Source organism: Achromobacter sp. T5-5 (assembly GCF_055397965.1).
In genome coordinates this window covers 5,651,224-5,672,217 of record NZ_AP027919.1, presented here as the reverse complement: position 1 = coordinate 5,672,217, position 20,994 = coordinate 5,651,224, and the positions used below count along the sequence as shown (strand labels likewise).

The window sequence follows — 20,994 nt, the reverse complement described above, 5'->3', positions numbered from 1 at the left end:
TTGAACGAAATATTACGTCATATTCCGACCCGGCATGAAGGTTACTGCGCAGTAGGGCCAAATTTCTCCGCCTGATGGCCTAGTGATGTCCCCGTTTTTCCCCGGGACGCGGCCGCGCCGGCGCGGTCTAGGGCATCGGCAGGAAAGACAAAACCGGGATGGCGCAAGCAGCATAGGGGCTCGCCAACGCGTCGCAGGACGCCGCCGGAGCCCCGTCCCATGTCCCAACCACCCACTCCCCTCCTTTCGGCCACGCGCGCCCTCCTGGCGCGCGCCGGCGGGATGGCGGCGGTGGCGGCGCTGGCGACGGGCGCTCTGGCGCTGGCGACCTCCGCGACGGCCCAGGCGGCCGAGACCTACCGCTACAAGGATCCGTTCGGCGTGTGGCGGTCGATGAAGGTGCCTGCCGGCACCGGCAAATACTACAAGCGCGCGCAGGCGCGCACCGCGGTGCGCACGGGCGCCGAAAAGCTGTGCCTGACCTGTGAGCCCGAAGCCGGCGACGGCGCGCGCCGCCAGACCCGCGCGCCCGCCGAGCCGGCGCTGCGCTGGAGCACGGTCAAGCCGACGACCAAGCATGACAATCTGATCGCCCGCGCCGCGCTGGACTCCGGCGTGGATCAGGCGCTGCTGACCGCGATCATCGCCATCGAGTCGGGCTTTCGCAGCGATGCGCGTTCGCCCAAGGGGGCGCTGGGACTGATGCAGCTCATGCCGGCCACGGCCGCGCCGCTGCTGTCGGTGGATGATGTGGAGCGGGCGCTGGTGGATCCGGCGACCAACGTGCAGGCCGGCTCGCGCCATCTGCGCCGGCTGATCGACCGGTATCCCGGCCGCCTGGACCTGGCGCTGGCCGCCTACAACGCGGGCGAGGGGGCCGTGCGCAAGTACGACGCGGTGCCGCCCTATGCGGAAACCCAGGCCTACGTGAAGAACGTGACCGCCCTGTACGAGCAGTACAAGGCGCCGTGAAGGGAGCGGGCGGGGGCGCCGCTCCCGGCGGACTCAAAGGCCCGCGAACACCTTTTCCGCGATGTCCAGCGTGGCCTGGATGACGGCGTCGTCGTGCGTGGCCGACACGAAGCCCGCTTCGAAGGCGGACGGCGCGAAATGCACGCCGTTCTCCAGCATGGCGTGGAAGAAGCGGTTGAACGCCGCCGTGTCGCACGCCGAGACCTGCGCAAACGAGGCCGGCACCGAGTCGCTGAAATAGATGCCGAACATGCCGCCCACCGAATCCGCCGAGAACGGCAGGCCGGCCTTGCGGGCGCGCGCCTGCAGGCCCTGGGCGAGCTTGGCGGTCTGGGCCGACAGCGTTTCGTAGAAGCCCGGCGCGGCAATCAGGCGCAGCGTCGCCAGGCCCGCGGCCACGGCCACCGGATTGCCCGACAGCGTGCCGGCCTGGTAGACGCCGCCCAGCGGCGCGATGTGCTTCATGACCTCGGCGCTGCCGCCGAAGGCGCCCACCGGCATGCCGCCGCCGATCACCTTGGCCAGCGTGGTGATGTCGGGCTTGACGCCGGTCAGGCCCTGCACGCCTTGCGGTCCGACGCGAAAGCCCGTCATGACCTCGTCGAAGATCAGCAGCGCGCCGTGCTGCGTGCAGACCTCGCGCAGCCCTTCCAGGAAGCCGGGCGCCGGCTTGATGAGGTTCATGTTGCCGGCAACCGGCTCCACGATGATGCAGGCGATGTCGGCGCCGTGCTGGGCAAAGGCCTCGCGCACCGCGTCCAGGTTGTTGTATTCCAGGGTCAGCGTGTGCGAGACGAATTCCGGGGGCACACCGGCCGAGCTGGGATTGCCGAAGGTCAAGAGGCCCGAGCCGGCCTTGACCAGCAGGCTGTCGGAATGGCCGTGGTAACAGCCTTCGAACTTGACGATCTTGGCGCGGCCGGTGGCGCCGCGCGCCAGGCGGATGGCCGTCATGGTGGCCTCGGTGCCGGAGCTGACCAGGCGCACCTGTTCCAGCGAGGGCAGGCGCGAGATCAGCACTTCGGCCAGCTCGATTTCGGCTTCGGTGGGGGCGCCGAAGGACAGGCCGTTGACGGCAGCTTCCTGAACCGCGCGCACGACTTCAGGATGCGAATGGCCCAGGATGGCGGGGCCCCAGGAGCCCACGTAGTCGATGTACTGCTTGTCTTCCGCGTCCCACACGTACGGACCCTGCGCGCGCTTGATGAAACGCGGCGTGCCGCCCACGGAGCGGAAGGCGCGCACGGGCGAGTTGACGCCGCCGGGGATGCTGCGGCAGGCGCGTTCGAATAGCTGAGCGTTACTGGACATGGCGATCAAGGCTTGCGGTGGAAGTTGGGAGAATAGGGCGCCGAGCAGGCTGCGGCGGCAGCCCGGATGCTGGGCGCTTCGAACAGGGCGGTGATGACGGCGATGGAATCGGCGCCGGCCTGGACCACCAGCGGGGCGTTGGCGGGCGTGATGCCGCCGATGGCGACCACGGCGGGACGCGGCGCGTCGCGCTCGTCCGCGAGGCGGCGGGCCTCGGTCAGGACGGACAGCGGCGCGCGCACCGTGTCGGGCTTGACCGTGGACGCGAACATGGCGCCGAACGCGATGTAATCGGCGCCGCCGTCCAGCAATTCGCGCGCGCGCGCCAGGTCGTCGTAGCTGGAGCCGCCCAGGATCAGGTCGGGACCGGCTTCGCGGCGGATGTGCGCAAGGCTTTCATCGTCACGGCCGACGTGGGCGCCATCGGCGCCGACCTCCAGCGCAAGGCGCCAGTCGTCATTGATGAGGAACACCACGCCCAGTTCGCGGCACAGCGGCGCCAGCGCGCGGGCCTGCGCGGCGCGCACCGCGTCGGGCACCTGCTTGCGGCGCAGTTGCAGCGCCCGCATGCCGCCCGCGGCGGCATCGCGCACGGCTTGCAGCAGGCGGTCGGTGTCGTCCCATTCGGGCGTCACGCCATACAGGCCGGCGGGAAATCGTAGCGGTTTCATTGGGGCAGGATCCGGTTGGGGATGCGCCGGCCCATGCCCGGCAGGAAACTGGCCGCCACCGACGCGTCGGCGTGCGCCAGGCCCTGCCGCACCGCCTCGGGCATCTCCAGGCCGCGCGCCAGCATGGCGGTGATCGCGGTGGCCGCCAGCCCGCCGGCGTCGCCGTTGCGATCCGGGGGTGTCTGCCAGGGCCAGGTATGCGTCTGGCCGCCGGGGCCGAGCAGCACGTTGGCGAAGTGGCCGGGACGCTGGGGGCTGCCCAGCACCAGGACCCATTCCGCGCCGGCGGCCACCAGCGCATGCATGGGTGTCGGTGCGTCCCCGATATCAATGTCGCCGTCGGCATGCCATTGCGCCAGGCGCAGGTGCTCGATGACCAGCAGATCGGTCTGCGGCAGCACCAGTTCCAGGGTCGCGGCCAGCAGGTCGTCGGCTTCGTCCTCGTCGGCCGCGTCGGCGGGCAACTGGGCGCGCTGGCCCAGGTGCAGCACCAGCGGCACCTGGCTGTAGTCGGCGGCGACCTGCGCGGCCACGCTGGCCGTTTCCGCGGTGTATAGTCCGCCCACCTTGATGGCCTGCACCGACATGTCTTCGAGCAGGCAGCGCGCCTGGTCGTCCAGCAGGTCGGGCGAGACGGGGTGGATTTCTTCGATGCCGGCGGTGTCCTGCACGGTCAGCGCGGTCACGGCCGCCAGGCCATGACAGCCGAGGCGGGCGCAGGTGACGGCGTCTGCGGGCAGTCCATCCGATCCGGAAGGATCGAGCGGGCCGAAGACCAAAACGAGAGGGGGAGTAACGGGGGCCACTTGACTGCGCTTGATCGGGGGCTCCCCGGATCATTTGGCATGAATCAGGGGAACCCCTATTGGGTTTCGGTAAGATTGTCCCCATTCTAATGGAAGCCCCCCACCTTTGCCCCGCCGCGGGCTCGCCGGTGGGGAATTGATGTAAGAGAGAACTATGCGTACTTGGATGTGTCTGATTTGTGGCTGGGTCTATGACGAAGAGGCCGGCCTGCCCGACGAGGGCATTGCTCCCGGCACCCGCTGGGAAGACGTGCCGCCCAATTGGGTCTGTCCCGAATGCGGCGCCCGCAAAGAGGACTTTGAGCTGATGGAAATCTGAAGCCGTTCCGCCGACATATTCCGCCAGGGCCCGTAAGATGGGTCATGCCCCATCCCTCGTAACCGTCGGAGTGCCGTCCGGCCTGCCGGGTCGCGCGCGCGATCGCTCCAACGGTTCATCCAGACTACCCATGAAGGGGTTGCCATGACGGAAAAGCACCACGAAGACGCCACGACACAGGCGGCCAATTTCGCCAATCAGTTCCTGATCGCCATGCCGGGCATGGTGGAAGGAAGCCTGGCTGGCTCCGTCATCTACGTGTGCGAACACACCGAACGCGGCGCGCTGGGCCTGGTCATCAACCGGCCCACCGACCTGACCCTTGGCACGCTGTTCGAGCGTATCGACCTGACGCTGGAAATCGGACCGGTGAAGGACACGTTCGTCTTTTTCGGCGGACCGGTCCAGACGGATCGCGGGTTCGTGCTGCACGCGCCCGCCGGCGACTACAGCTCCAGCATCAAGCTGGGCGACATGGCGCTGACCACCTCGCGCGACGTGCTGCAGGCCGTGGCCGACGGCAACGGGCCTGCGCGCATGTTGGTCACCCTGGGTTATGCCGGCTGGGGCGCGGGCCAGCTTGAAAGCGAGATGGGCCAGAACGCCTGGTTGAGCGTGGGCGCGGACGCCCACATCATCTTCGAGGTGCCGCCCGAGGAACGCTATCCCGCCGCGCTCAAGCTGCTGGGCATCGATCCCGTCATGCTGGCCGGCGACGCGGGCCATGCCTGAAGAAACGCTGCTGGCCTTCGACTTCGGCGAGAAGAAGATCGGCATTGCCATCGGCAACACGCTGACGCGCCAGGCGCGCCCGCTCGAAATCATTTTCAGCGAGGTCCGCGATGCCCGCTTCGGCCGCATCGCGGCGCTGCTGCAGGAATGGCAGCCGCACCGCGTCGTGGTCGGGCTGGCGCTGGACGCCGAGGGCGGCGAGCAGCCCGCCACGGCCCGCTGCCGGCGGTTTGCCAACCAGCTTCATGGCCGCTTCGGCGTTGCCGTCGAACTCGTGGACGAACGCGGCTCCAGCATGGAGGCGCAGCGCCTGCTGGGCACGCACGCCGCCGACGATGCGATGGCCGCGGCGGTTATCCTGCAACGTTATCTCGATGCCTTGCCCGCGGCGTGATGGCCGCGGCCTGTCCTGCCCATGCTCAATCCGCAACTTGATCGCCGCGGCGAACTCACGCATCTGCTGACCACCGAGGGCCTGCCGCGCCGTCACGTCGAACGGCTGCTGGAGATGGCGCGCGCGCAGGCGTGCGCCGGCGATGCGACGCCGCATGCGGCGTCGGGCATGCCGGTGTTCCTGTGCCTGCCCGACGCGCACGCCGCCGACCGCGACGCCTACGCCGCCGCCGCGGCCAGCCTGTCGATGCTGCCGGTGCCGCTGCAGGCAGGCGCCGACGAGGCGCTCGCCGAAACAGTCGGCGCGCTCGCCCCGGGCGTGCTGGTGCTGCGCCACGCCCAGAGCGGCGCGGCCCACTGCGCCGCCGCGCATGCCGCGCCCGGCCTGCATGTGCTCAATGCGGGCGACGGCCGGCACGCCGATCCCGTGCCTGCGCTGGCGCTGGTGCAGGCCATCCTCGATATCAAGCCCGACCTCACCCGCCTCGTCGTGACCCTGTTGGGCGACATCCGCCATTCGCGCCTGGCGCGGTCCGCCATCCATCTGCTGACCACGCTGGGCGTGCCCGAAGTGCGGGTTGCGGCGCCGCGCACGCTGCTGCCCGAGGGCCTGCCTCAACTGGGTGTGCGCGCGTGCGCGACCCTGCAGGAAAGCCTGCGCGACGCGGATGTGGTCATCGCGCTGCCGCTGAACGTTGAAGACATCAGCGGCGCGCAACTGCCATCCGCCCGGGAGTACGCCTGCACCCACGGACTGACGCCGGCTGCGCTGGCGCTCGCCAGGCCTGACGTCATGGTGTTGCCCGCCGGCCGGCTGGCGCCCGGCGTGGAAGTGGACGGCGACATCGCGGCCGGGCTGGAGCCTGTCGAGGCCCGCCTCGCGGCGCTGGAGCAGCCGCTGCGCGCCGCCGTCCTGCGCGTGCTCGCCGGAGACCTGGCATGAGGCTGCACATCGCCAACGGCCGCCTGATCGATCCCGCGAACGGCGTGGATGGCCAGCATGATCTCTACCTCGCGCAAGGCCGCGTCGTCGCGGTGGGCGCGGCGCCCGACGGATTCCAGGCCGACCGCCGCATCGACGCCAGCGGTCTGGCGGTGCTGCCGGGCCTGATCGACCTGTCGGCGCGCGTCGCGCAAGCGGGGCATGTGGGGCATGTGGGGCATGCGGGCCAGATTGGGCATACGGGCCATACAGGCCAAGCGGGCTTTGCGCCCGCCGAGTTGCGCGCGGCGTTGGCCGGCGGCGTGACGCGGCTGGTGCTGCCGCCCGACGCCGATGGCCCACCCGACGAGCCCGGCAAGGTCGAGGCGCTGATGCGCCATGCCCAGTCCGGGCAATGCGCGATCCACCCGCTGGGCGCCATGACCGTGGGGCTGGCCGGCGAGACGCTGACGGAAATGGCGCTGCTGGCGCAGGCGGGCTGCATCGCCTTCTCGCAGGGCGAATCCGGCGTTGCCGATACGCGGGTGCTGTGGGGCGCGATGCACTACGCCAGCGGCCTGGGCCAGGCGCTGTGGCTGCGTCCGCAGGACGCCTGGCTGGCACGCGAGACCGTGGCGGCCAGCGGTCCCTACGCCGCGCGCCTGGGCCTCGAAGGCCTGCCCGCGCAGGCGGAGACGGTGGCGCTGCACACGATCTTCGAATTGCAGCGCGCGACGGGCGCGCGCGTGCATCTGGCGCGCCTGTCCACGGCGGCGGGGCTGGATCTGCTGCGCGCGGCCCGGCGCGAGGGCCTGCCGGTCACGGCCGACGTGTCCGCCAACAGCCTGCACCTGACCGATGTGGACATCGGCTTTTTCGACACGAATCATCGCCTCAATCCGCCGCTGCGCGGCCAGCGCGACCGCGACGCGATCCAGGCTGCCCTGGCCGACGGCGTGGTCGATGCCCTGTGTTCGGACCATACGCCGGTCGATGCGCGCGGCAAGGCCGCGCCGTTCGCGTCCGCCACGCCCGGCGCGACCGGACTGGAGCTGCTGCTGTCGCTGGCCCTGAAGTGGGCGCGCGACAGCCGCCGGCCCATCGGCGAAGCCCTTGCGCGCGTGACCTTGGGCCCGGCCGCCGTGCTGGCCGCCGTCGCGCCGCGCATCGGGCCTTGCGGCCACCTGGGCGTGGACGCCCCGGCCGATCTGTGCCTGGCGGACCTGGACGCCGAATGGATGGTCATGCCCGGCGCGTTGCAGAGCCGCGGCGTCCATACACCTTTCGCAGGTATGATGCTGCCCGGCCGGGTACGCGCCACCGTGGTCGGTGGCGAGCCGGCCTGGGAGACTCCAGTTTGAAGCTGCTGCGCTTTGTCCTACGGCTGAGCCTTGTCCTGCCCCTGATCGTTTTCGGCCTGCTCTGCGTGGGCCTGGCCTATCCCCTGATGCGCCCCTCGGCCCGCGCGCGGCTGAACCGCCGCTGGTCGCGCTGGCTGATGGCGGCCTGTGGACTGAAGGTCTACTTCAAGGGCGAGCCGCGCCTGGAAGGCCCGGTGCTGCTGGTGGCGAACCACGTCTCGTGGATCGACATCTTCGTGCTCAATTCGGCCCGTGCAACGTCGTTCGTGGCCAAGAGCGAAATCCGCGCCTGGCCCGTGATCGGGTGGCTGGTCGCCGGCGCGGGCACGCTGTTCATCGAACGCGGCCAACGCCACGCCGTGCATGCGATGGGCGAATCGATGCAGGTCCGCTTCAAGCAGGGCGACGCCGTCGGCCTGTTCCCGGAGGGCACGACGAGCGAAGGCTTCGATCTGCTGCCCTTTCACGCCAGCCTGTTCGAGCCCGCCCGCGCGGCCGCCGTGGAGATCCAGCCGGTCGCGCTGCGATTCCTGCAGCACGGCAAGCGCAGCGGCTATGCGGCATTCGTCGGCGAGGAGTCGCTGGTGGCCAATCTCTGGCGCGTGCTGGGCGTGACGGGGTTGGCCGTTGAAGTCGTCTTCCTGCCGCCGCTGCCCGCGCGTCATCCGGACGGCAGCCTGCCCACGCGGCTCGAGCTGTCGCACCAGGCCAGGGACGCGATTCTGAGCGTGCTCTGAGTCTGCCACCCGGGCGCCCCGGCCCGGACTACCGCCACCCCGCTGAAAATTCACAGCAGCTCTCGGCCAGTTCCGCCACGCTTTCGCAAAACGCCACGTCGGCGTCGCGGCGGAACATCGCGCTGTAGACCGATTGGGGCGGCGCGACGCTGGTCCGCGCAATCACCAGTTGCCTGGCGGCGACCATGTCGGCGAAGTAGTCGCGCGGCAGGCAACTGACGCCGAAGCCGGCGGCCGTCAGGCCCGCCATGGCGATCAGGCTGTTGATGGTGAAGATGTTGCTGGCGGCCGTGTGGGGCCGCAGCCAGCCGTCGTAGATCATGTTCAGTCCGGACTCGCGGCTCTGGCGCAAGAGCGGCAGCCGGGCGATGTCGGCGGGCGTGTAGATGCGGCTGGCGTCGATCAGGTCGGGGCTGCCCATCCACGCGAATTCCAGGCGCTGCAGCGCCACGACCTGCAGGTTCGGTTCGGCGAATTCCCCATGCAGGAAAGCCATGTCCAATTGTCCCGCCTGCAACCGCTTGAGCAGGTCGGCGCCCAGGTCGATGTGCGGTTCCAGCGTGATGCGCGGATAGTGGGCGCGCAGCAGGCGGATCAGGGCGGGCAGCCAGGTCATCGCCGTGATTTCGGTGATGCCGAAACGGAAGGTGCCCGTCAGCGTGTGCTGCCCCTTCAGCCGCGCAAGCAGGCGGTCCCGGTGACCCAGCATCTGTTCGGCCAGCGCATAGATTTCGTGGCCGCGCGCCGTGAGCTCGGCGCGGTATCCGGATCGGTCGAAAAGCGCGATGTCGAAGTCGGCTTCCAGCTCCTGGATGCGCTTGGTGATCGCCGATTGCGTGGTGTGCAGCTTTTGCGCCGAGGCCGAAAACGTGCCCAGCCGCACTGTCCAGTACAAGGCCTCGATTTGCTTGAAAGTCAGCATGCGCAGGTGCCGCAGGAGGGGTTGTTCATTCCGAAATTTCCATTAAGGGGTAACCCCTATATTCCAAAAATAGATGAAGTTCGCTGAAATTTAATCCCTTTTTCGGAACCGCAAAAGCTCGCACCATTCGGTCTGACTCATTTCTGGCCGTCCGTACACCCGGCTTGGCACCCCGGGGAACGGCAGGCTTTCGACTCAGGACTCGCAGACCGTCATGGCTTCCATTTCCACCGGCGCACGCATATTGCCGGCATCCCCCGTCGCTCCCGCTTCCATCCTCGAAGCGCTTGCCGGCATCGTCACCCCGCATCTGAGCGACAACCTCGCGCGCCGCGAAGGCATCACCGGCCTGCGCCGCTACAGCGGCGGCGGCAAGCTGGTGGGCACCGCGCTCACCGTCAAGACCCGGCCCGGCGACAACCTGCTGATCTATAAGGCCATGATGCAGATCGAGCCGGGCCACGTCCTGGTGATCGACGCGGGCGGCGAGCTGTCCAATGCCGTGCTCGGCGAAATCATGAAGCGCTACCTGCAGATCCACGGCTGCGCAGGCGTCGTCGTCGACGGCGCCATCCGCGATGTCGCGGCCTTCGAGGCCGACAGCTTCCCGTGCTATGCGCGCGGCCACATCCATCGCGGTCCCTACAAGGACGGCCCGGGCGAGGTCAATGTGCCGGTTTCGATCGGCGGGCAGGTGATCCAGCCCGGCGACATCCTGGTGGGCGACGAGGACGGGCTGGTGAGCTTTGCGCCATCGGACGCCGAGGCGCTGATTGCCGCGGCGCGCGCCCATGCCGACAAGGAAGCGCGCATCATGGCCGAAATCGCCACCGGCGCAAAGACGCAGAGCTGGATGCAGGCTGCCTTTGCCGCGAAGGGGCTGGCATGAACGCCGCCGCAAGCGAATTCCTGGCCGAACGGGCCCGCGCCATCAAGCCGTCGCCCAGCATGATGGCCAAGAGCCGGGTGGACCAGTTGCGCGCGCAGGGTCGCGACATCATCGACTTCACGGTGGGCGAACCGGACCTGCCCACGCCCGGCCATATCGTCCAGGCCGGCATCGACGCGCTCAACAGCGGCGATATCCGCTACACCTCGTCCGTGGGCGCCCGGCCCTTGCTGGAGGCCGTGCGCGCCAAGTTCCAGCACGAAAACGGCCTGGCGTACGGGCTGGATGAACTCATCGTCGGCGTGGGCGCCAAGCAGCTGATCTTCACGGCGCTGGCCGCCACGGTGCAAGCGGGCGACGAAGTCATCATTCCCGCGCCGTACTGGGTGTCCTATCCCGACATGGTGTTGGTCAACGACGGCACGCCGGTGGTGGTGGCCTGCCCGGAATCCGACGGGTTCAAGCTGACGCCGGCCGCGCTGGAACGCGCCATCACCCCGCGCACGAAGTGGGTGCTGTTGAACACGCCAAGCAACCCCACCGGCGCGATGTACGACGCGGACGAACTGCGCGCGCTTGCGCAGGTGCTGGCGCGGCATCCGCAGGTCTGGCTCATGACCGACGAGATCTATGAGCACCTGGCCTACGGCGGGGCGCGCCATATGTCGCCCGCCGCCGTGTCGCCCGAGCTGGCCGCGCGCACGCTGACGATCAACGGCGTGTCCAAGGCGTATGCAATGACCGGCTGGCGCCTTGGCTACGCGGGCGGCCCCAAGCCGCTCATCAAGGCGATGGCCACGCTGATCTCGCAAAGCACGAGCTGCGTCAGCGCGATCAGCCAGTCGGCCGCGCGCGTCGCGTTGTCGGCCGACCAGCAATGCGTGCATGACGCCACCGCCCTGTTCCACGCACGGCGCGACCGCATCGTGGCCCTGCTCAACGAGGTGCCGGGCATCCGCTGCCCGGTCCCGCAAGGCGCGTTCTACGTCTACCCGTCGGTCGAGGGCCTGCTCGGCCGGCGCACGCCGTCCGGCCGCACGCTGCAAAGCGACCTGGACGTGGTGATGTTCCTGCTGGACGAGGCGGGCGTGGCCGCGCTGGACGGCGCCGCCTATGGCTTGTCGCCGTACCTGCGGCTGAGCTTCGCGACCTCGATGGAGAACATCGAAGAGGGCTGCCGCCGCATTCGCCAAGCCTGCGCCGCGCTGACCTGAACCCCCGATTTTTTCGGTAGTACCCAGACCTATATTCCAAAGGGAAATCGCATGAAAACCGTTATCTCCTCCTTGGTGGCCGCCGTCGGCCTGGCCGCCACGCTCGCGCCTGCCGCCCACGCCGACACGCTGCAGGACATCAAGGCGCGGGGCAAGTTCATCTGCGGCACCATGGGGACGGCCGAGCCGTTCAGCTTCCAGGATCCGAAGACCCGCGGCATCGTCGGCTATGAAGTCGACGTGTGCCAGGCCCTGGCCGACAGCCTGGGCGTGCCGCTCGAACTCAAGCTGATCGCCGTCGAGGCCCGCATCCCCGAGCTGATCGCCGGCCGCGTGGACGTGGTGGCCGCCAACCTGGGCTGGTCGCCGGAGCGCGCCAAGCAGATCGACTATTCGCACCAGCATTTCGTGAGCCTGCAGAAGGTGCTGTCGCGCGCATCGGACAAGGACCTGAAGGCGCCGGCGGACCTGGCCGGCAAGCGGGTCAGCGCGGTGCGCGGCTCGTCGTCCGAGCAAGGCGCGCGCAAGCACATCCCCAATGTCGAACCCGTCACGTTCAAGGATCCCAGCGGCGCCTTCCTGGCCCTGCAGCAGGGCAAGGTGAGCGGCTTCGTCGGGTCGGAGCTGATGCTGGTCAAGCTGCAGAACCAGGCCGCCTCCAGCGCGGTCCCGGTCAAGATCCTGGAGCCGGCGCTCTTCGTCGAGCCGTGGGGCGTGGGCGTGCGCAAGGGCGACACGGCCATGCTGAACCAGGTGAACAAGGTGCTGGACGGCATGGAGGCATCCGGCCAGGCCGCCAAGACCTTCGACAAGTGGTTCGGCGCGGGCACGCAGTTCAACATCAAGCGCGACTTCCGCATCGAAGCCATCAAGGGTTGACGCGCCGCGCGTGCTGGAGCCTGGTTCGATGCATTACATCTTCGACTTCAGCGCCATTTTCCAGGGCGAGTATCCGGACTGGCTGCTCAGGGGGTTGATCACCACCCTGGCGCTGGCCGGGCTGGCCTGGATCCTGGCGTTCTTCGTGGGCAGCCTGCTGGCGGTGATCCGCCTGACGGGCTCGCCCATCGCCAATGGGGTGGTCGCGACGTATGTCGCGTTCCACCGCAACGTGCCCATGCTGGTGCACATTCTGTTCTGGTATTTCGGCGTTCCGGCGCTGCTGCCGCAAGGCGTGACCGACTGGCTCAACAGCCACGGCAGCGAATTCATCCTGTCCTGCATCGCGATCGGGCTGGTGATGTCGGCCTATGTCTGCGAAGACCTGCGCAGCGCGGTGCGCGGCATCCCGCCGGGGCAGGTCGAGGCGTCGCGCGCCCTGGGCCTGAGCTTTCTGAAGACGATGCGCAAGGTCATCCTGCCGCAGGCGTTCCGCATCGCGATTCCGCCGTTGCTCAACCAGACCCTGCTGCTGCTCAAGAACACCAGCCTGGCGATGGCCATCGGCGTGACCGAGCTGACGGCGGCCGCGCGCGAGATCGAGAACAACACGTTCCGCACCTTCGAGGCCTATGCCGTGGTGACGGTGATCTACCTCGTGCTGTCGTTCCTGATCATGGGCGGCGGCGCGATCCTGCAACGACGCTACCGTCCGCTGGGAGTGCGCTGACCATGTGGGACATCCTCAAAGACAATTGGCTGCTGCTCCTGATCGGCCAGTATCCGCATGGCCCCATCGGGGGCCTGGCGGCCACCCTGGGCCTGGCCGCGGTCAGCCTGGCCCTGGCGCTGCCATGCGGCGTGTTGCTGGCGCTGGGCCGCATCAGTCCCTACCGGATCTTCTACTGGCCGTCCTCGGCCGTGGTCTATCTGGTGCGCGGGCTGCCGCTGCTGATGTTCATTTTCTGGGCGTACTTCTTCGTGCCGCTCATCATCGGCCGTCCCGTCGCGGGCACGACCACCATGGTGGTCGCGCTGGTCTGCTACGAAAGCGCCTATCTGGCCGAGATCATCCGCGCCGGCATCCAGGCCCTGCCGCCCGGCCAGCAGGAGGCCAGCCGGGCGCTGGGCCTGTCGTACCTGCAGACCATGCGACGGGTCATCCTGCCGCAGGCGCTCTACAACATGCTGCCCAGCATGCTGAGCCAGTTCGTGTCCACGGTGAAGGAAACGTCGCTGGCGTACGTGATCAGCGTGCAGGAGCTGACCTATGCCGCCAACCAGATCAACAGCGTGCTGCTGACCAAGCCTTTCGAGGTCTTCGGGCTGCTGGCGCTGACCTATTTCGTCCTGAATTTTGGCCTGAGTTCCCTGGTGCACCTGACCGAACGCCGTATCGGCAGGCGGCGCGCCGGACTTGCGCCCATGCAAAAAGTGGTGCCCACATGATCCGATTTTCCGAAGTGCAGAAGTGGTACGGCGAGTATCAGGCGCTGGCCGATGTGACCGCGCAGGTCGCCCAGGGCGAGGTCGTGGTGGTGTGCGGGCCTTCGGGCTCGGGCAAGTCCACCCTGATCCGCACGGTGAACCGGCTCGAGCCCATCCAGAAGGGCGTGATCGAGGTCGACGGCAAGGACATCTATGGCAGCGACGTCCATCTGGACACGCTGCGCAGCCACATCGGCTTCGTGTTCCAGCAATTCAACCTCTTTCCGCACCTGTCCGTCATCGAGAACCTGATGCTGGCGCCGCTGCAGCTCAAGCGCGCGCGCCGTCCCGAGGCCCGCGACCGGGCCATGCAACTGCTGGAGCGCGTGGGCCTGGCGCACAAGGCGCAGGCCTATCCGGCCCAGTTATCGGGCGGCCAGCAGCAGCGCGTGGCCATCGCCCGCGCGCTGGCGATGAGCCCGCCGGTCATGCTGTTCGACGAGCCGACCAGCGCGCTGGACCCGGAAATGGTGGGCGAGGTGCTGCAGGTGATGAAAGGCCTGGCGAAGGACGGCATGACGATGGTGTGCGTCACGCACGAAATGGGCTTCGCGCGGGAGGTGGCGGACCGCGTGTGGTTCATGGACGCGGGGCGCATCGTCGAAACCGGCACGCCGGAAGACTTTTTCACGCGGCCCCAGACGGCCCGGGCGCAGAAGTTCCTGGCCGAAATCCGCCACTGAGGGGGCGGGCGGCCGGCACGTGTCAGGGGGTGCAGCGGGTGCGGGGCGGCGTGCCGCCCCGCGATAGGCTCATTCGGCCAGCGGATCCTGGAACTGCGAGCATTTCACCTGCACCAGCTTGCGATCCTGCAGCCGCAAGGCCGTCAGGGACCCGCCCCACACGCAGCCGGTGTCCAGGCAGATCACATCCGGCCGCTGCAGCAGCCCCAGCGTCGACCAATGCCCGAACACCGTCGTCACGTCGCGCGTCGCGCGGTTGGGCACGTCGAACCAGGGCACCAGCCCGGGCGGCCAGGCGCCCGGCGTCACCTTGGTGGCGAACTCCATGTGGCCGTTGGGCGTGCACAGCCGCATCCGCGTCAGCGCGTTGATGATCACGCGCATCCGCTTGCCGCCCTTGTGGTCTTCCTTCCAGGTGGCCGGCTCGTTGCCGTACATCTTTTGCAGCGCCTTCTGCCAATTGGGACCGCGCAGCGCGTCCTGGACTTCGCCGGCCAGGGACAGCGTCTTGGCGACGTCCCATTTGGCCAGCGTGCCCGCGTGGACCAGCAGGTGGTTCTGCTCGAAATGCGCCAGCGGACGCGCGCGCAGCCAGTTGATCAGGTCGGCCGCGTCCGGCGCCCGCAGGATGGGCTCCAGCGTGTCGGACTTTGACGGCTTGCGTACGCCCGCGGCCGTGGCCAGCAGGTGCAGGTCATGGTTGCCCAGCACCACCGTCGCGCGGTCGCCCAGGTCGATGATGCGGCGCAGCGTGTCGAGCGATTGCGGGCCGCGGTTGACCAGGTCGCCGGCAAACCAGAAGCGCGACAAGGGGTCCCCGACCAGGTCGGGGTGGGACAGCAAGCGATCCAGCGGCGAGCAGCAGCCCTGCACGTCGCCGATCATCCAGATACTGCCGTTCATGCGGGACTCTTGCTCCAAGGCCAACGTTGCTGGAAGAGACGGGTAATGGTGTGACGGTATTCCATGTAGCTCATGGCGCCCAGCGCCAGCGCCATGGCGCCCAGGTTCGGCCCCAGGGCGGTCAGCCAGGGCGGCCACTTGCCCAGCATGCCGACGTTCAGCGCCAACTGGTTCAGCATGAAAAAGCCCACGCCCAGCAGGATGCCCACGAAGACCTTGGCGCCGACGCCGCCGCGGCGCGTCTGCATCAGGCCGATGGGCGCGGCGATGGTGATCATCACCAGCAGGGTAAAGGGGTAGGCCAGCTTGCGCCACAGGGCGACGACCTGGCGGCCGTATTGCAGCTGGTTGTCGCGCAGGTAGTCCACGTAGTCGAGCAGCGTGATGATCGACATGCGCTCGGGGGTCAGCACGCGCGCCAGCAGGCGCTCGGCGCTGAGCGTGGTGTCGATGGAGCGTTCGGGCAGCTTCACGACCGTGGCGGGCGGGTTCTTGGGCGGACGCGCATTGGCCAGCGCCGAGGCGGCCTCATTGTCCAGGCGCGTCTCGGCCACGTCCTTGAGCACCAGGTCGCCGCGCGTGAACGTGCCCGTGGGCGCGGTGGACAGCGCCGACAGCGTCAGGTCCTTCTTGAATTCGTAGAGGGTCACGCCGGCCACCTGGCCGTCGCCCTTGAGTTCGGCGATGTTGATGATGCGGGTGCCGCCGTTGGCGGTGGGTTCCTTGAACCAGTAACCGCTCTTGAGGCGGTCGCCGCCGGCCTTGCCGCGGAACATCAGGTTGGCCTCGCCGGTCTTGATTTCGGCCCAGGGCGTGACGTATTCGGACAACAGGCCCGCGCCGATCATCAGCGGGATCGTGACGACCCACAGCATGCGCAAGAGGCGCATGCCGCTGACCCCCGATACGCGCAGGATCACCAGTTCGTTGCGCTGGGCCAGGCCCGCGAGCGCCAGGATGGCGCCGATCAGGAGCCCGATGGGCAGAAGGTCGTAGAGCCGGGTGGGGATCGCCAGCGCCTGCATGTACAGCAGGGCCATCATGGAGAACTTGTCGCCCACGTTGTCCAGGTCGTCCACCAGGGCAAAGAACGTGAAAAGGCCCAGCAGGGCCAGGAGGACCACTGCGCAAGAGCGATAGACCTCGCGGGCCAGGTAGCGACGTGCGGTACGCATGGGGAAAAGGGGAGTGAAGCGCGTAAACGTGAAAGCTTAACAAATCCCGCCGGCCGGGTAGGGCGCAATAGGACCGATTTGTCCGGTTTCCCTTTCAGGGAATGTCAACCATCTGCATCCGGCGGGTCAACACCCCGACCCGGGAGTTCAGGTAGTTGGATCGGCGGTGGCTGTCGTAGAAGCGCGGATTGGGCAGCATGGCCGCCAGCCGGGCCGACTGGCTCGTGCCCAGATTGGCGGCGGTGGTATTGAAATAATGCTTGGCGGCGGCCTGGGCACCGAACACGCCCACGCCCCATTCGGCGACGTTCAGGTAGAGCTCCAGGATCCGTTCCTTGCTCATCACATGCTCGATCATATAGGCCAATACCAGTTCCTGGCCTTTGCGCAGGTAGCTGCGCGAGCCGGACAGGAACAGGTTCTTGGCCAGTTGCTGGGTAATGGTCGAGCCGCCGCGCATCTTGGAGCGTCCCGCCTCGAGCTGCTTCTGGTTGTACTCCCAGGCCTTGCGGATGGCGTCCCATTCGACCCCCTCGTGGCCCGTGAAATTGGAATCCTCCGAGGCGACCACGGCGCGCTTGAGCGACCGGCTGATCTTGTCGTAGGGGACCCATTCGTACTTCAGCTCGATGGCCGGGTCATCCTTGCGCAGGCGCGACAGTTCTTCGCGCATGATCGCGCTGCTGCCGGGGTCGCGGTAGTTGTACCAGACCACCTGGGCGAACAGCCAGAACTGGTACAGCAGGATCGCGCACACCAGCGCCATCAGCAGGCCGGTGGTGATCCGGAACCAATTGCGGCCAGTGCGCGTCGCCATGCCGCTCAGCGTCCCGCCGCCAGGGCCTCGCGCAGCGCCGCCAGCACCGGCGCCGGGTCCGGGCGCACGCCGTGCCAGAGGGTGAAGCTTTCGGCGGCCTGGCCGACCAGCATGCCCAGCCCGTCCGCCGTCAGCGCCGCGCCGTCGGCCTGGGCCTGGCGCATGAACGCGGTCGGCTGCGCGCCGTACATCATGTCGTAGGCCGCGGCGCCGTCGGCGTACAGGCCGGACGGCAGGTCGGGGGCCGCGTCCTGCAGGCCGCTCGCGGTGGCGTTGATGACCAGGTTCCAGCCGCCGGGCACGGCGGCGTCCGCCAGCGCGCCCGCGTCCACCCGGGTTTGCGGCGACACGCCGCTTGCGCGCCAGGCGGCGGCCAGCTCCTCGGCGCGGGCCGCGGTGCGGTTCACGATGCGGATGCGGGCGCAGCCGGCCTCGGCCAGGGGCTGCAGCACGCCGCGCGCCGCGCCGCCGGCGCCCACCAGCAGCACGGCGGCGCCGGAAAGGCGCACGCCCAGCCGCAACAGATCGTTCACCAGGCCCACGCCGTCGGTATTGCAGCCGTGCCAGGCGCCGTCGCGCCAGGACAGGGTGTTGACGGCGCCCGCCAGCCGCGCGCGCGGCGACAAGTGGGCAGCCGCCAGCGCATACGCTTCCTGCTTGAAGGGCACCGTGACATTCAGGCCCACGCCGCCGTCGGCTACGAACGCGGCGACCGCGTCGGCAAAACCGTCCACCGGCGCCAGCAGGCGCTCATAGCGCAGCGGCTTGCCGGTCTGCCGCGAAAACAGGTCGTGGATCTGGGGCGAGCGGCTGTGCGCGATGGGATTGCCGATGACGGCGTAGCGGGCTTGGGAAATCGCCTCGGTCATGGGGCCTGTGTTTCCAGAGTGTCGTTGACGAAATGCCAGGTGCGGGTGATGACCAGCACGTCCGTATCGCGGGCGATATCGGGAGGGAAGGGCGGAAAGGGCGCGGCAAGCTGGACGATGCGGCGCGCCGCCTGGTTCAGGACCGCGTGCGGGGACGGCTGGTCGATCTCGACGTCGGCGATGCTGCCGTCGGCGCGCACCGACACCGTGATGCGCAGCGACCCGTAGATGCGGCCGCGCGCCTCGTCGGGGTAATGCTGGGTGCCGACCGTTTCGATCCGGGTGCGCCAGGCGTCCAGGTACGCGGCGTAGCGCGACGCCTCGGCGGAGGGCGCGACGAACTGCTTGCGCGGCTCGGCGCTGTACTGCTGGACCCGCGCCGCCAGCGCCGCGATCTGGGCATTCTGGATGACGCTGGCCTGGTCCTGGGCGTCCTGGCCCACGTCGGCGCCGTCGGGCCACGGGTTGACCGCCTGGCGCTCGGGGCCGGCATTGTGCGGCGAGCGCAACTGGGTCATCAGCCGGGCCTGCTCGGCCTCCAACTGCACCTGGCGCTGGCGCATGGCCTCCAGCACGATGGTCTCGGCGGAGGAGCCGGTCTGGGGCAGCGGGGTGGTGGACAGGCCGCGTTCGGCGTTGCCGCCGCCCGTCATCTGGTTTTGCGCCACGGTGCGCGGCGTTTCAGGCGGGGTCTCGCTGCGGGCGTTGAGCAGCACGACCTCCAGGCTGGTCACGGGCGGGCGCGTCGGCGCGGGCGAACTGAAGCGCCACGCCAGCGCGCCGGCGTGCACCAACAGCGAGATCGCGATGCCGATGCGCAGGTAGTGCTGGGCGGGGGCGCCCAGCCACCAGAGGTAACGGCTCAGCATGGAGGGAGATTCGGCGCGTTGCACGAACGCATTGTAAGGCGAGTCCCGACCCGCCGCGTGGTCCGTCCGAAGGCTGTAACAGCTCGGCCGGATGGACTAGGCGTCGGGTGCCGGGGCATCCGCCGCCGTCTCGTCCTTCACCTGGCCCACGTACCGGCAATCCAGCTCCAGCGTCAGCTCGTCCGCCCCGAGGATGTCGATCTCCACCGCGGTTCCGCGCTCCAGTTCGGGCATGCCGCCGACGCGGGTGACCAGCGGGGCGTTCGCAAAGCGCACCAGGTCTTCGCGCAGGACGTGGGCAACCGTGCGGGTCACGCCGTTCTGCTTGAGCCACCGCAGGCACCAGTAGCGCTCCATCGCGCTCTGGAACTCGGCCCAGGCCGCGTACTGCGCGTCAAACGCGCCGATGATCGCGAACAGGTCCGCGTCGCGCGGCTTGAAGGGGGCGATCAGCCGGGCCGATACGCCATGTTCCACGGCGGCGATCAGCTGCCATTGGTTGACCAGGTCGACATAGCGGCGCAGCGGGGACGTGCTCCAGGCGTACTGGGGCACGCCGATGGCCTCGTGCGGCAGCGCCTGCGTGCTCATGCGCACGCGGCCCGCCTGTTGCGAGCGGTAGATGCCCGGCACGCCGTGCTGGTTCAGCAGGCCGCCCCAGAGGTTATTGGCCAGGATCATGTATTCGGCCACCATGCGGTCCAGCGGCGCGTTGCGCTGGCGCGGGACGAGGCGCACCGGGGTGTCGGGGTCGTCGGGGTTGCCGTCCAGGTAGAAGCTGTATTCCACCCGCGAATTGTTTTCCGGCTTGCCGCGCACGTTTTCGCGCTGGGCGGACAGGGCCTGCGCCAGCTTCCACAGCGGACGCAGCCAGTGGCCGTAGGGCAGGTCGGCCGACGGGTCGGCGAGGCTGGCTTCCGTGACCTGGCTGTCCAGCATGTTGTGGCGCAGGTTTTCGCGCACGACGATGCGTTCCAGGCGCGTTTCCGATTCGAGGATCTCGCCGGTCTCGGGGTTGGCGACGACATACAGCGAGAGCGCGGGCACGGCGCGCCCGGCGTCCAGGGAGAACGCCTGGATGACGCTGTCCGGCTGCATCGGGATCTTGTCCCCGGGCATGTAGACGGTGGACAGGCGGGCGCGGGCCAGCTTGTCGAACTCGCTGTCGCGGGTGACGGACAGGCCGGGAGCGGCCACGTGGATGCCGACGCGCACGCGGCCGTCGGGCAGGGTGGACACGGACAGCGCGTCGTCGATTTCCGTGGTCGTGACGTCGTCCACCGAGTAGATTTCCGCGTCCGACAACGGCAATTCCTGGGCGACGGGCGGCAGTTCCAGGTCGGGGAAGGCCAGGCCGCGCGGGAAGTTGACCGCCAGGAAGCGGCGCTTGTGCAGGGCCAGCGCATGCGGCCAGGCGCCCAGGTCGAGCAGCAGTCGGTCCGGGGTCTTGCCAAGCTTGGCGCAGGCGGCATCCAGCGCCTTCCATTGCTGCGAATTCTTGTCCGGGCGCACCAGCAGCGACTCGGCCACCTGGGCGATCGCCTCGGGCAGCCGGCCCGCGGCCATTTCGTCGACCCATTCCTGTTGCTGTTCGGCCTGGCGCTGCTTCTTTTCCAGGGCGGCCAGGGCGGCGGCCAGGATGTCGGGCGGAGCCGGACGATAGCGGCCCTTGCCGCGGCGATGGAAGTACGCCGGCGCGCCGTGCAGCCGCATCAGCAGGGCGGCCTGTTCGACGGGCGTGGGGGCGTGGCCGAAATAGTCGGCAGCCAGGGCGGGGGAATCGAATTCCTCTTGCGGCGCGCATTCCCACAGGAACTGCAGGTCCAGCGTCTCGGCGGTGGCCGCCGCCTGGCTCATCAGCGTCGCCGGGTCGGGCGCGGTGAAGGTGAACAGGGTGTTGGCGCGCTTGATCTTGCTGCGCTTGCCCGACTCCGACTCCACCTGAAGGCTGGCGTCGGTCTCGGACAGGATATGGCCGGCCTTGAAGCTGCCGTCGTCTTCGTAAAACACATACATGGTGGGAATCGTCCTGGGCGGCGCACGGGCGCCGCCTTGCGCAGCT

General features: G+C 68.8%; 23 protein-coding genes. 13 read left to right on the top strand and 10 right to left on the bottom strand.

Annotated elements, in window-relative coordinates; genetic code table 11:
- Positions 1–219 precede the first annotated feature (219 nt).
- On the top strand, positions 220–972 hold the full coding sequence (locus ACZ50Q_RS25625) for a lytic transglycosylase domain-containing protein (protein ID WP_092579846.1): 753 nt from the start codon (positions 220–222) through the stop codon (positions 970–972).
- A 33-nt stretch (positions 973–1,005) separates the two neighbouring features.
- On the opposite strand, the gene hemL is transcribed toward ACZ50Q_RS25625, so the two are convergent.
- The 3 genes from hemL to ACZ50Q_RS25610 are packed head-to-tail and all read right to left on the bottom strand — an operon-like array spanning position 1,006 to position 3,775.
- Complete coding sequence (gene hemL, locus ACZ50Q_RS25620; RefSeq protein WP_076521920.1) at positions 1,006–2,283, bottom strand: glutamate-1-semialdehyde 2,1-aminomutase; 1,278 nt, start codon at positions 2,281–2,283, stop codon at positions 1,006–1,008.
- 5 nt (positions 2,284–2,288) lie between these two features.
- Positions 2,289–2,954, bottom strand: a complete 666-nt coding sequence (gene thiE, locus ACZ50Q_RS25615) for a thiamine phosphate synthase (RefSeq protein ID WP_092579844.1) — start codon at positions 2,952–2,954, stop codon at positions 2,289–2,291.
- A complete protein-coding gene (locus ACZ50Q_RS25610) occupies positions 2,951–3,775 on the bottom strand; it encodes a hydroxymethylpyrimidine/phosphomethylpyrimidine kinase (RefSeq protein ID WP_092579842.1) in 825 nt (274 codons plus the stop codon). Before ACZ50Q_RS25610 ends, thiE begins: the two co-directional genes overlap by 4 nt.
- A gap of 139 nt (positions 3,776–3,914) precedes the next feature.
- Between ACZ50Q_RS25610 and ACZ50Q_RS25605 the strand changes: the two genes are divergently transcribed.
- From ACZ50Q_RS25605 to ACZ50Q_RS25580, 6 genes are all read left to right on the top strand, one after another.
- Complete coding sequence (locus ACZ50Q_RS25605) at positions 3,915–4,079, top strand: rubredoxin (RefSeq protein ID WP_003814980.1); 165 nt, start codon at positions 3,915–3,917, stop codon at positions 4,077–4,079.
- A gap of 144 nt (positions 4,080–4,223) precedes the next feature.
- The gene (locus tag ACZ50Q_RS25600) at positions 4,224–4,811 is read left to right on the top strand and encodes a YqgE/AlgH family protein (RefSeq protein ID WP_076518712.1); all 588 of its coding nucleotides are present in this window, start codon (positions 4,224–4,226) and stop codon (positions 4,809–4,811) included.
- Entirely contained in the window at positions 4,804–5,205 is a 402-nt protein-coding gene (gene ruvX, locus ACZ50Q_RS25595) for a Holliday junction resolvase RuvX (protein ID WP_076518713.1), read from the top strand. Before ACZ50Q_RS25600 ends, ruvX begins: the two co-directional genes overlap by 8 nt.
- A gap of 21 nt (positions 5,206–5,226) precedes the next feature.
- Positions 5,227–6,147 (top strand): aspartate carbamoyltransferase, encoded by a 921-nt coding sequence (locus ACZ50Q_RS25590; protein ID WP_464079910.1) that lies wholly within the window; start codon positions 5,227–5,229, stop codon positions 6,145–6,147.
- A complete protein-coding gene (locus ACZ50Q_RS25585) occupies positions 6,144–7,487 on the top strand; it encodes a dihydroorotase (protein WP_464079909.1) in 1,344 nt (447 codons plus the stop codon). Before ACZ50Q_RS25590 ends, ACZ50Q_RS25585 begins: the two co-directional genes overlap by 4 nt.
- A complete protein-coding gene (locus ACZ50Q_RS25580) occupies positions 7,484–8,224 on the top strand; it encodes a lysophospholipid acyltransferase family protein (RefSeq protein ID WP_464079908.1) in 741 nt (246 codons plus the stop codon). The genes ACZ50Q_RS25585 and ACZ50Q_RS25580 overlap by 4 nt, the downstream gene beginning before the upstream one ends.
- 28 nt (positions 8,225–8,252) lie before the next feature.
- Here the strand turns inward: ACZ50Q_RS25580 and ACZ50Q_RS25575 are convergent, their stop codons facing one another.
- On the bottom strand, positions 8,253–9,146 hold the full coding sequence (locus tag ACZ50Q_RS25575; protein ID WP_464079907.1) for a LysR family transcriptional regulator: 894 nt from the start codon (positions 9,144–9,146) through the stop codon (positions 8,253–8,255).
- A 214-nt stretch (positions 9,147–9,360) separates the two neighbouring features.
- Between ACZ50Q_RS25575 and ACZ50Q_RS25570 the strand changes: the two genes are divergently transcribed.
- The 6 genes from ACZ50Q_RS25570 to ACZ50Q_RS25545 are packed head-to-tail and all read left to right on the top strand — an operon-like array spanning position 9,361 to position 14,299.
- Positions 9,361–10,035, top strand: coding sequence for an RraA family protein (locus tag ACZ50Q_RS25570; protein WP_464079906.1), 675 nt, complete (start codon positions 9,361–9,363; stop codon positions 10,033–10,035).
- On the top strand, positions 10,032–11,249 hold the full coding sequence (locus ACZ50Q_RS25565; protein WP_464079905.1) for an aminotransferase class I/II-fold pyridoxal phosphate-dependent enzyme: 1,218 nt from the start codon (positions 10,032–10,034) through the stop codon (positions 11,247–11,249). The genes ACZ50Q_RS25570 and ACZ50Q_RS25565 overlap by 4 nt, the downstream gene beginning before the upstream one ends.
- Before the next feature lie 51 nt (positions 11,250–11,300).
- Positions 11,301–12,128 (top strand): ABC transporter substrate-binding protein, encoded by an 828-nt coding sequence (locus ACZ50Q_RS25560; protein WP_076518720.1) that lies wholly within the window; start codon positions 11,301–11,303, stop codon positions 12,126–12,128.
- A gap of 28 nt (positions 12,129–12,156) precedes the next feature.
- Complete coding sequence (locus ACZ50Q_RS25555; RefSeq protein ID WP_076518721.1) at positions 12,157–12,858, top strand: amino acid ABC transporter permease; 702 nt, start codon at positions 12,157–12,159, stop codon at positions 12,856–12,858.
- Positions 12,859–12,860: 2 nt separating this feature from the next.
- Positions 12,861–13,577, top strand: a complete 717-nt coding sequence (locus tag ACZ50Q_RS25550; protein WP_076518722.1) for an amino acid ABC transporter permease — start codon at positions 12,861–12,863, stop codon at positions 13,575–13,577.
- Entirely contained in the window at positions 13,574–14,299 is a 726-nt protein-coding gene (locus ACZ50Q_RS25545; RefSeq protein ID WP_464079904.1) for an amino acid ABC transporter ATP-binding protein, read from the top strand. The genes ACZ50Q_RS25550 and ACZ50Q_RS25545 overlap by 4 nt, the downstream gene beginning before the upstream one ends.
- Positions 14,300–14,368: 69 nt before the next feature.
- Here the strand turns inward: ACZ50Q_RS25545 and ACZ50Q_RS25540 are convergent, their stop codons facing one another.
- The 6 genes from ACZ50Q_RS25540 to ACZ50Q_RS25515 form a co-directional block, all read right to left on the bottom strand.
- Positions 14,369–15,202 (bottom strand): symmetrical bis(5'-nucleosyl)-tetraphosphatase, encoded by an 834-nt coding sequence (locus tag ACZ50Q_RS25540; protein ID WP_464079903.1) that lies wholly within the window; start codon positions 15,200–15,202, stop codon positions 14,369–14,371.
- On the bottom strand, positions 15,199–16,377 hold the full coding sequence (gene lptG, locus ACZ50Q_RS25535) for an LPS export ABC transporter permease LptG (protein ID WP_076518725.1): 1,179 nt from the start codon (positions 16,375–16,377) through the stop codon (positions 15,199–15,201). Before lptG ends, ACZ50Q_RS25540 begins: the two co-directional genes overlap by 4 nt.
- A 94-nt stretch (positions 16,378–16,471) precedes the next feature.
- Complete coding sequence (gene mtgA, locus ACZ50Q_RS25530) at positions 16,472–17,194, bottom strand: monofunctional biosynthetic peptidoglycan transglycosylase (RefSeq protein ID WP_464079902.1); 723 nt, start codon at positions 17,192–17,194, stop codon at positions 16,472–16,474.
- A 5-nt stretch (positions 17,195–17,199) separates the two neighbouring features.
- The gene (gene aroE / locus ACZ50Q_RS25525; protein ID WP_092579828.1) at positions 17,200–18,063 is read right to left on the bottom strand and encodes a shikimate dehydrogenase; all 864 of its coding nucleotides are present in this window, start codon (positions 18,061–18,063) and stop codon (positions 17,200–17,202) included.
- Positions 18,060–18,932, bottom strand: a complete 873-nt coding sequence (locus ACZ50Q_RS25520) for a TonB family protein (RefSeq protein WP_076521921.1) — start codon at positions 18,930–18,932, stop codon at positions 18,060–18,062. The genes aroE and ACZ50Q_RS25520 overlap by 4 nt, the downstream gene beginning before the upstream one ends.
- Positions 18,933–19,028: 96 nt before the next feature.
- Complete coding sequence (locus ACZ50Q_RS25515; protein WP_464079901.1) at positions 19,029–20,948, bottom strand: ribonuclease catalytic domain-containing protein; 1,920 nt, start codon at positions 20,946–20,948, stop codon at positions 19,029–19,031.
- Between the last annotated feature and the right edge of the window lie 46 nt (positions 20,949–20,994).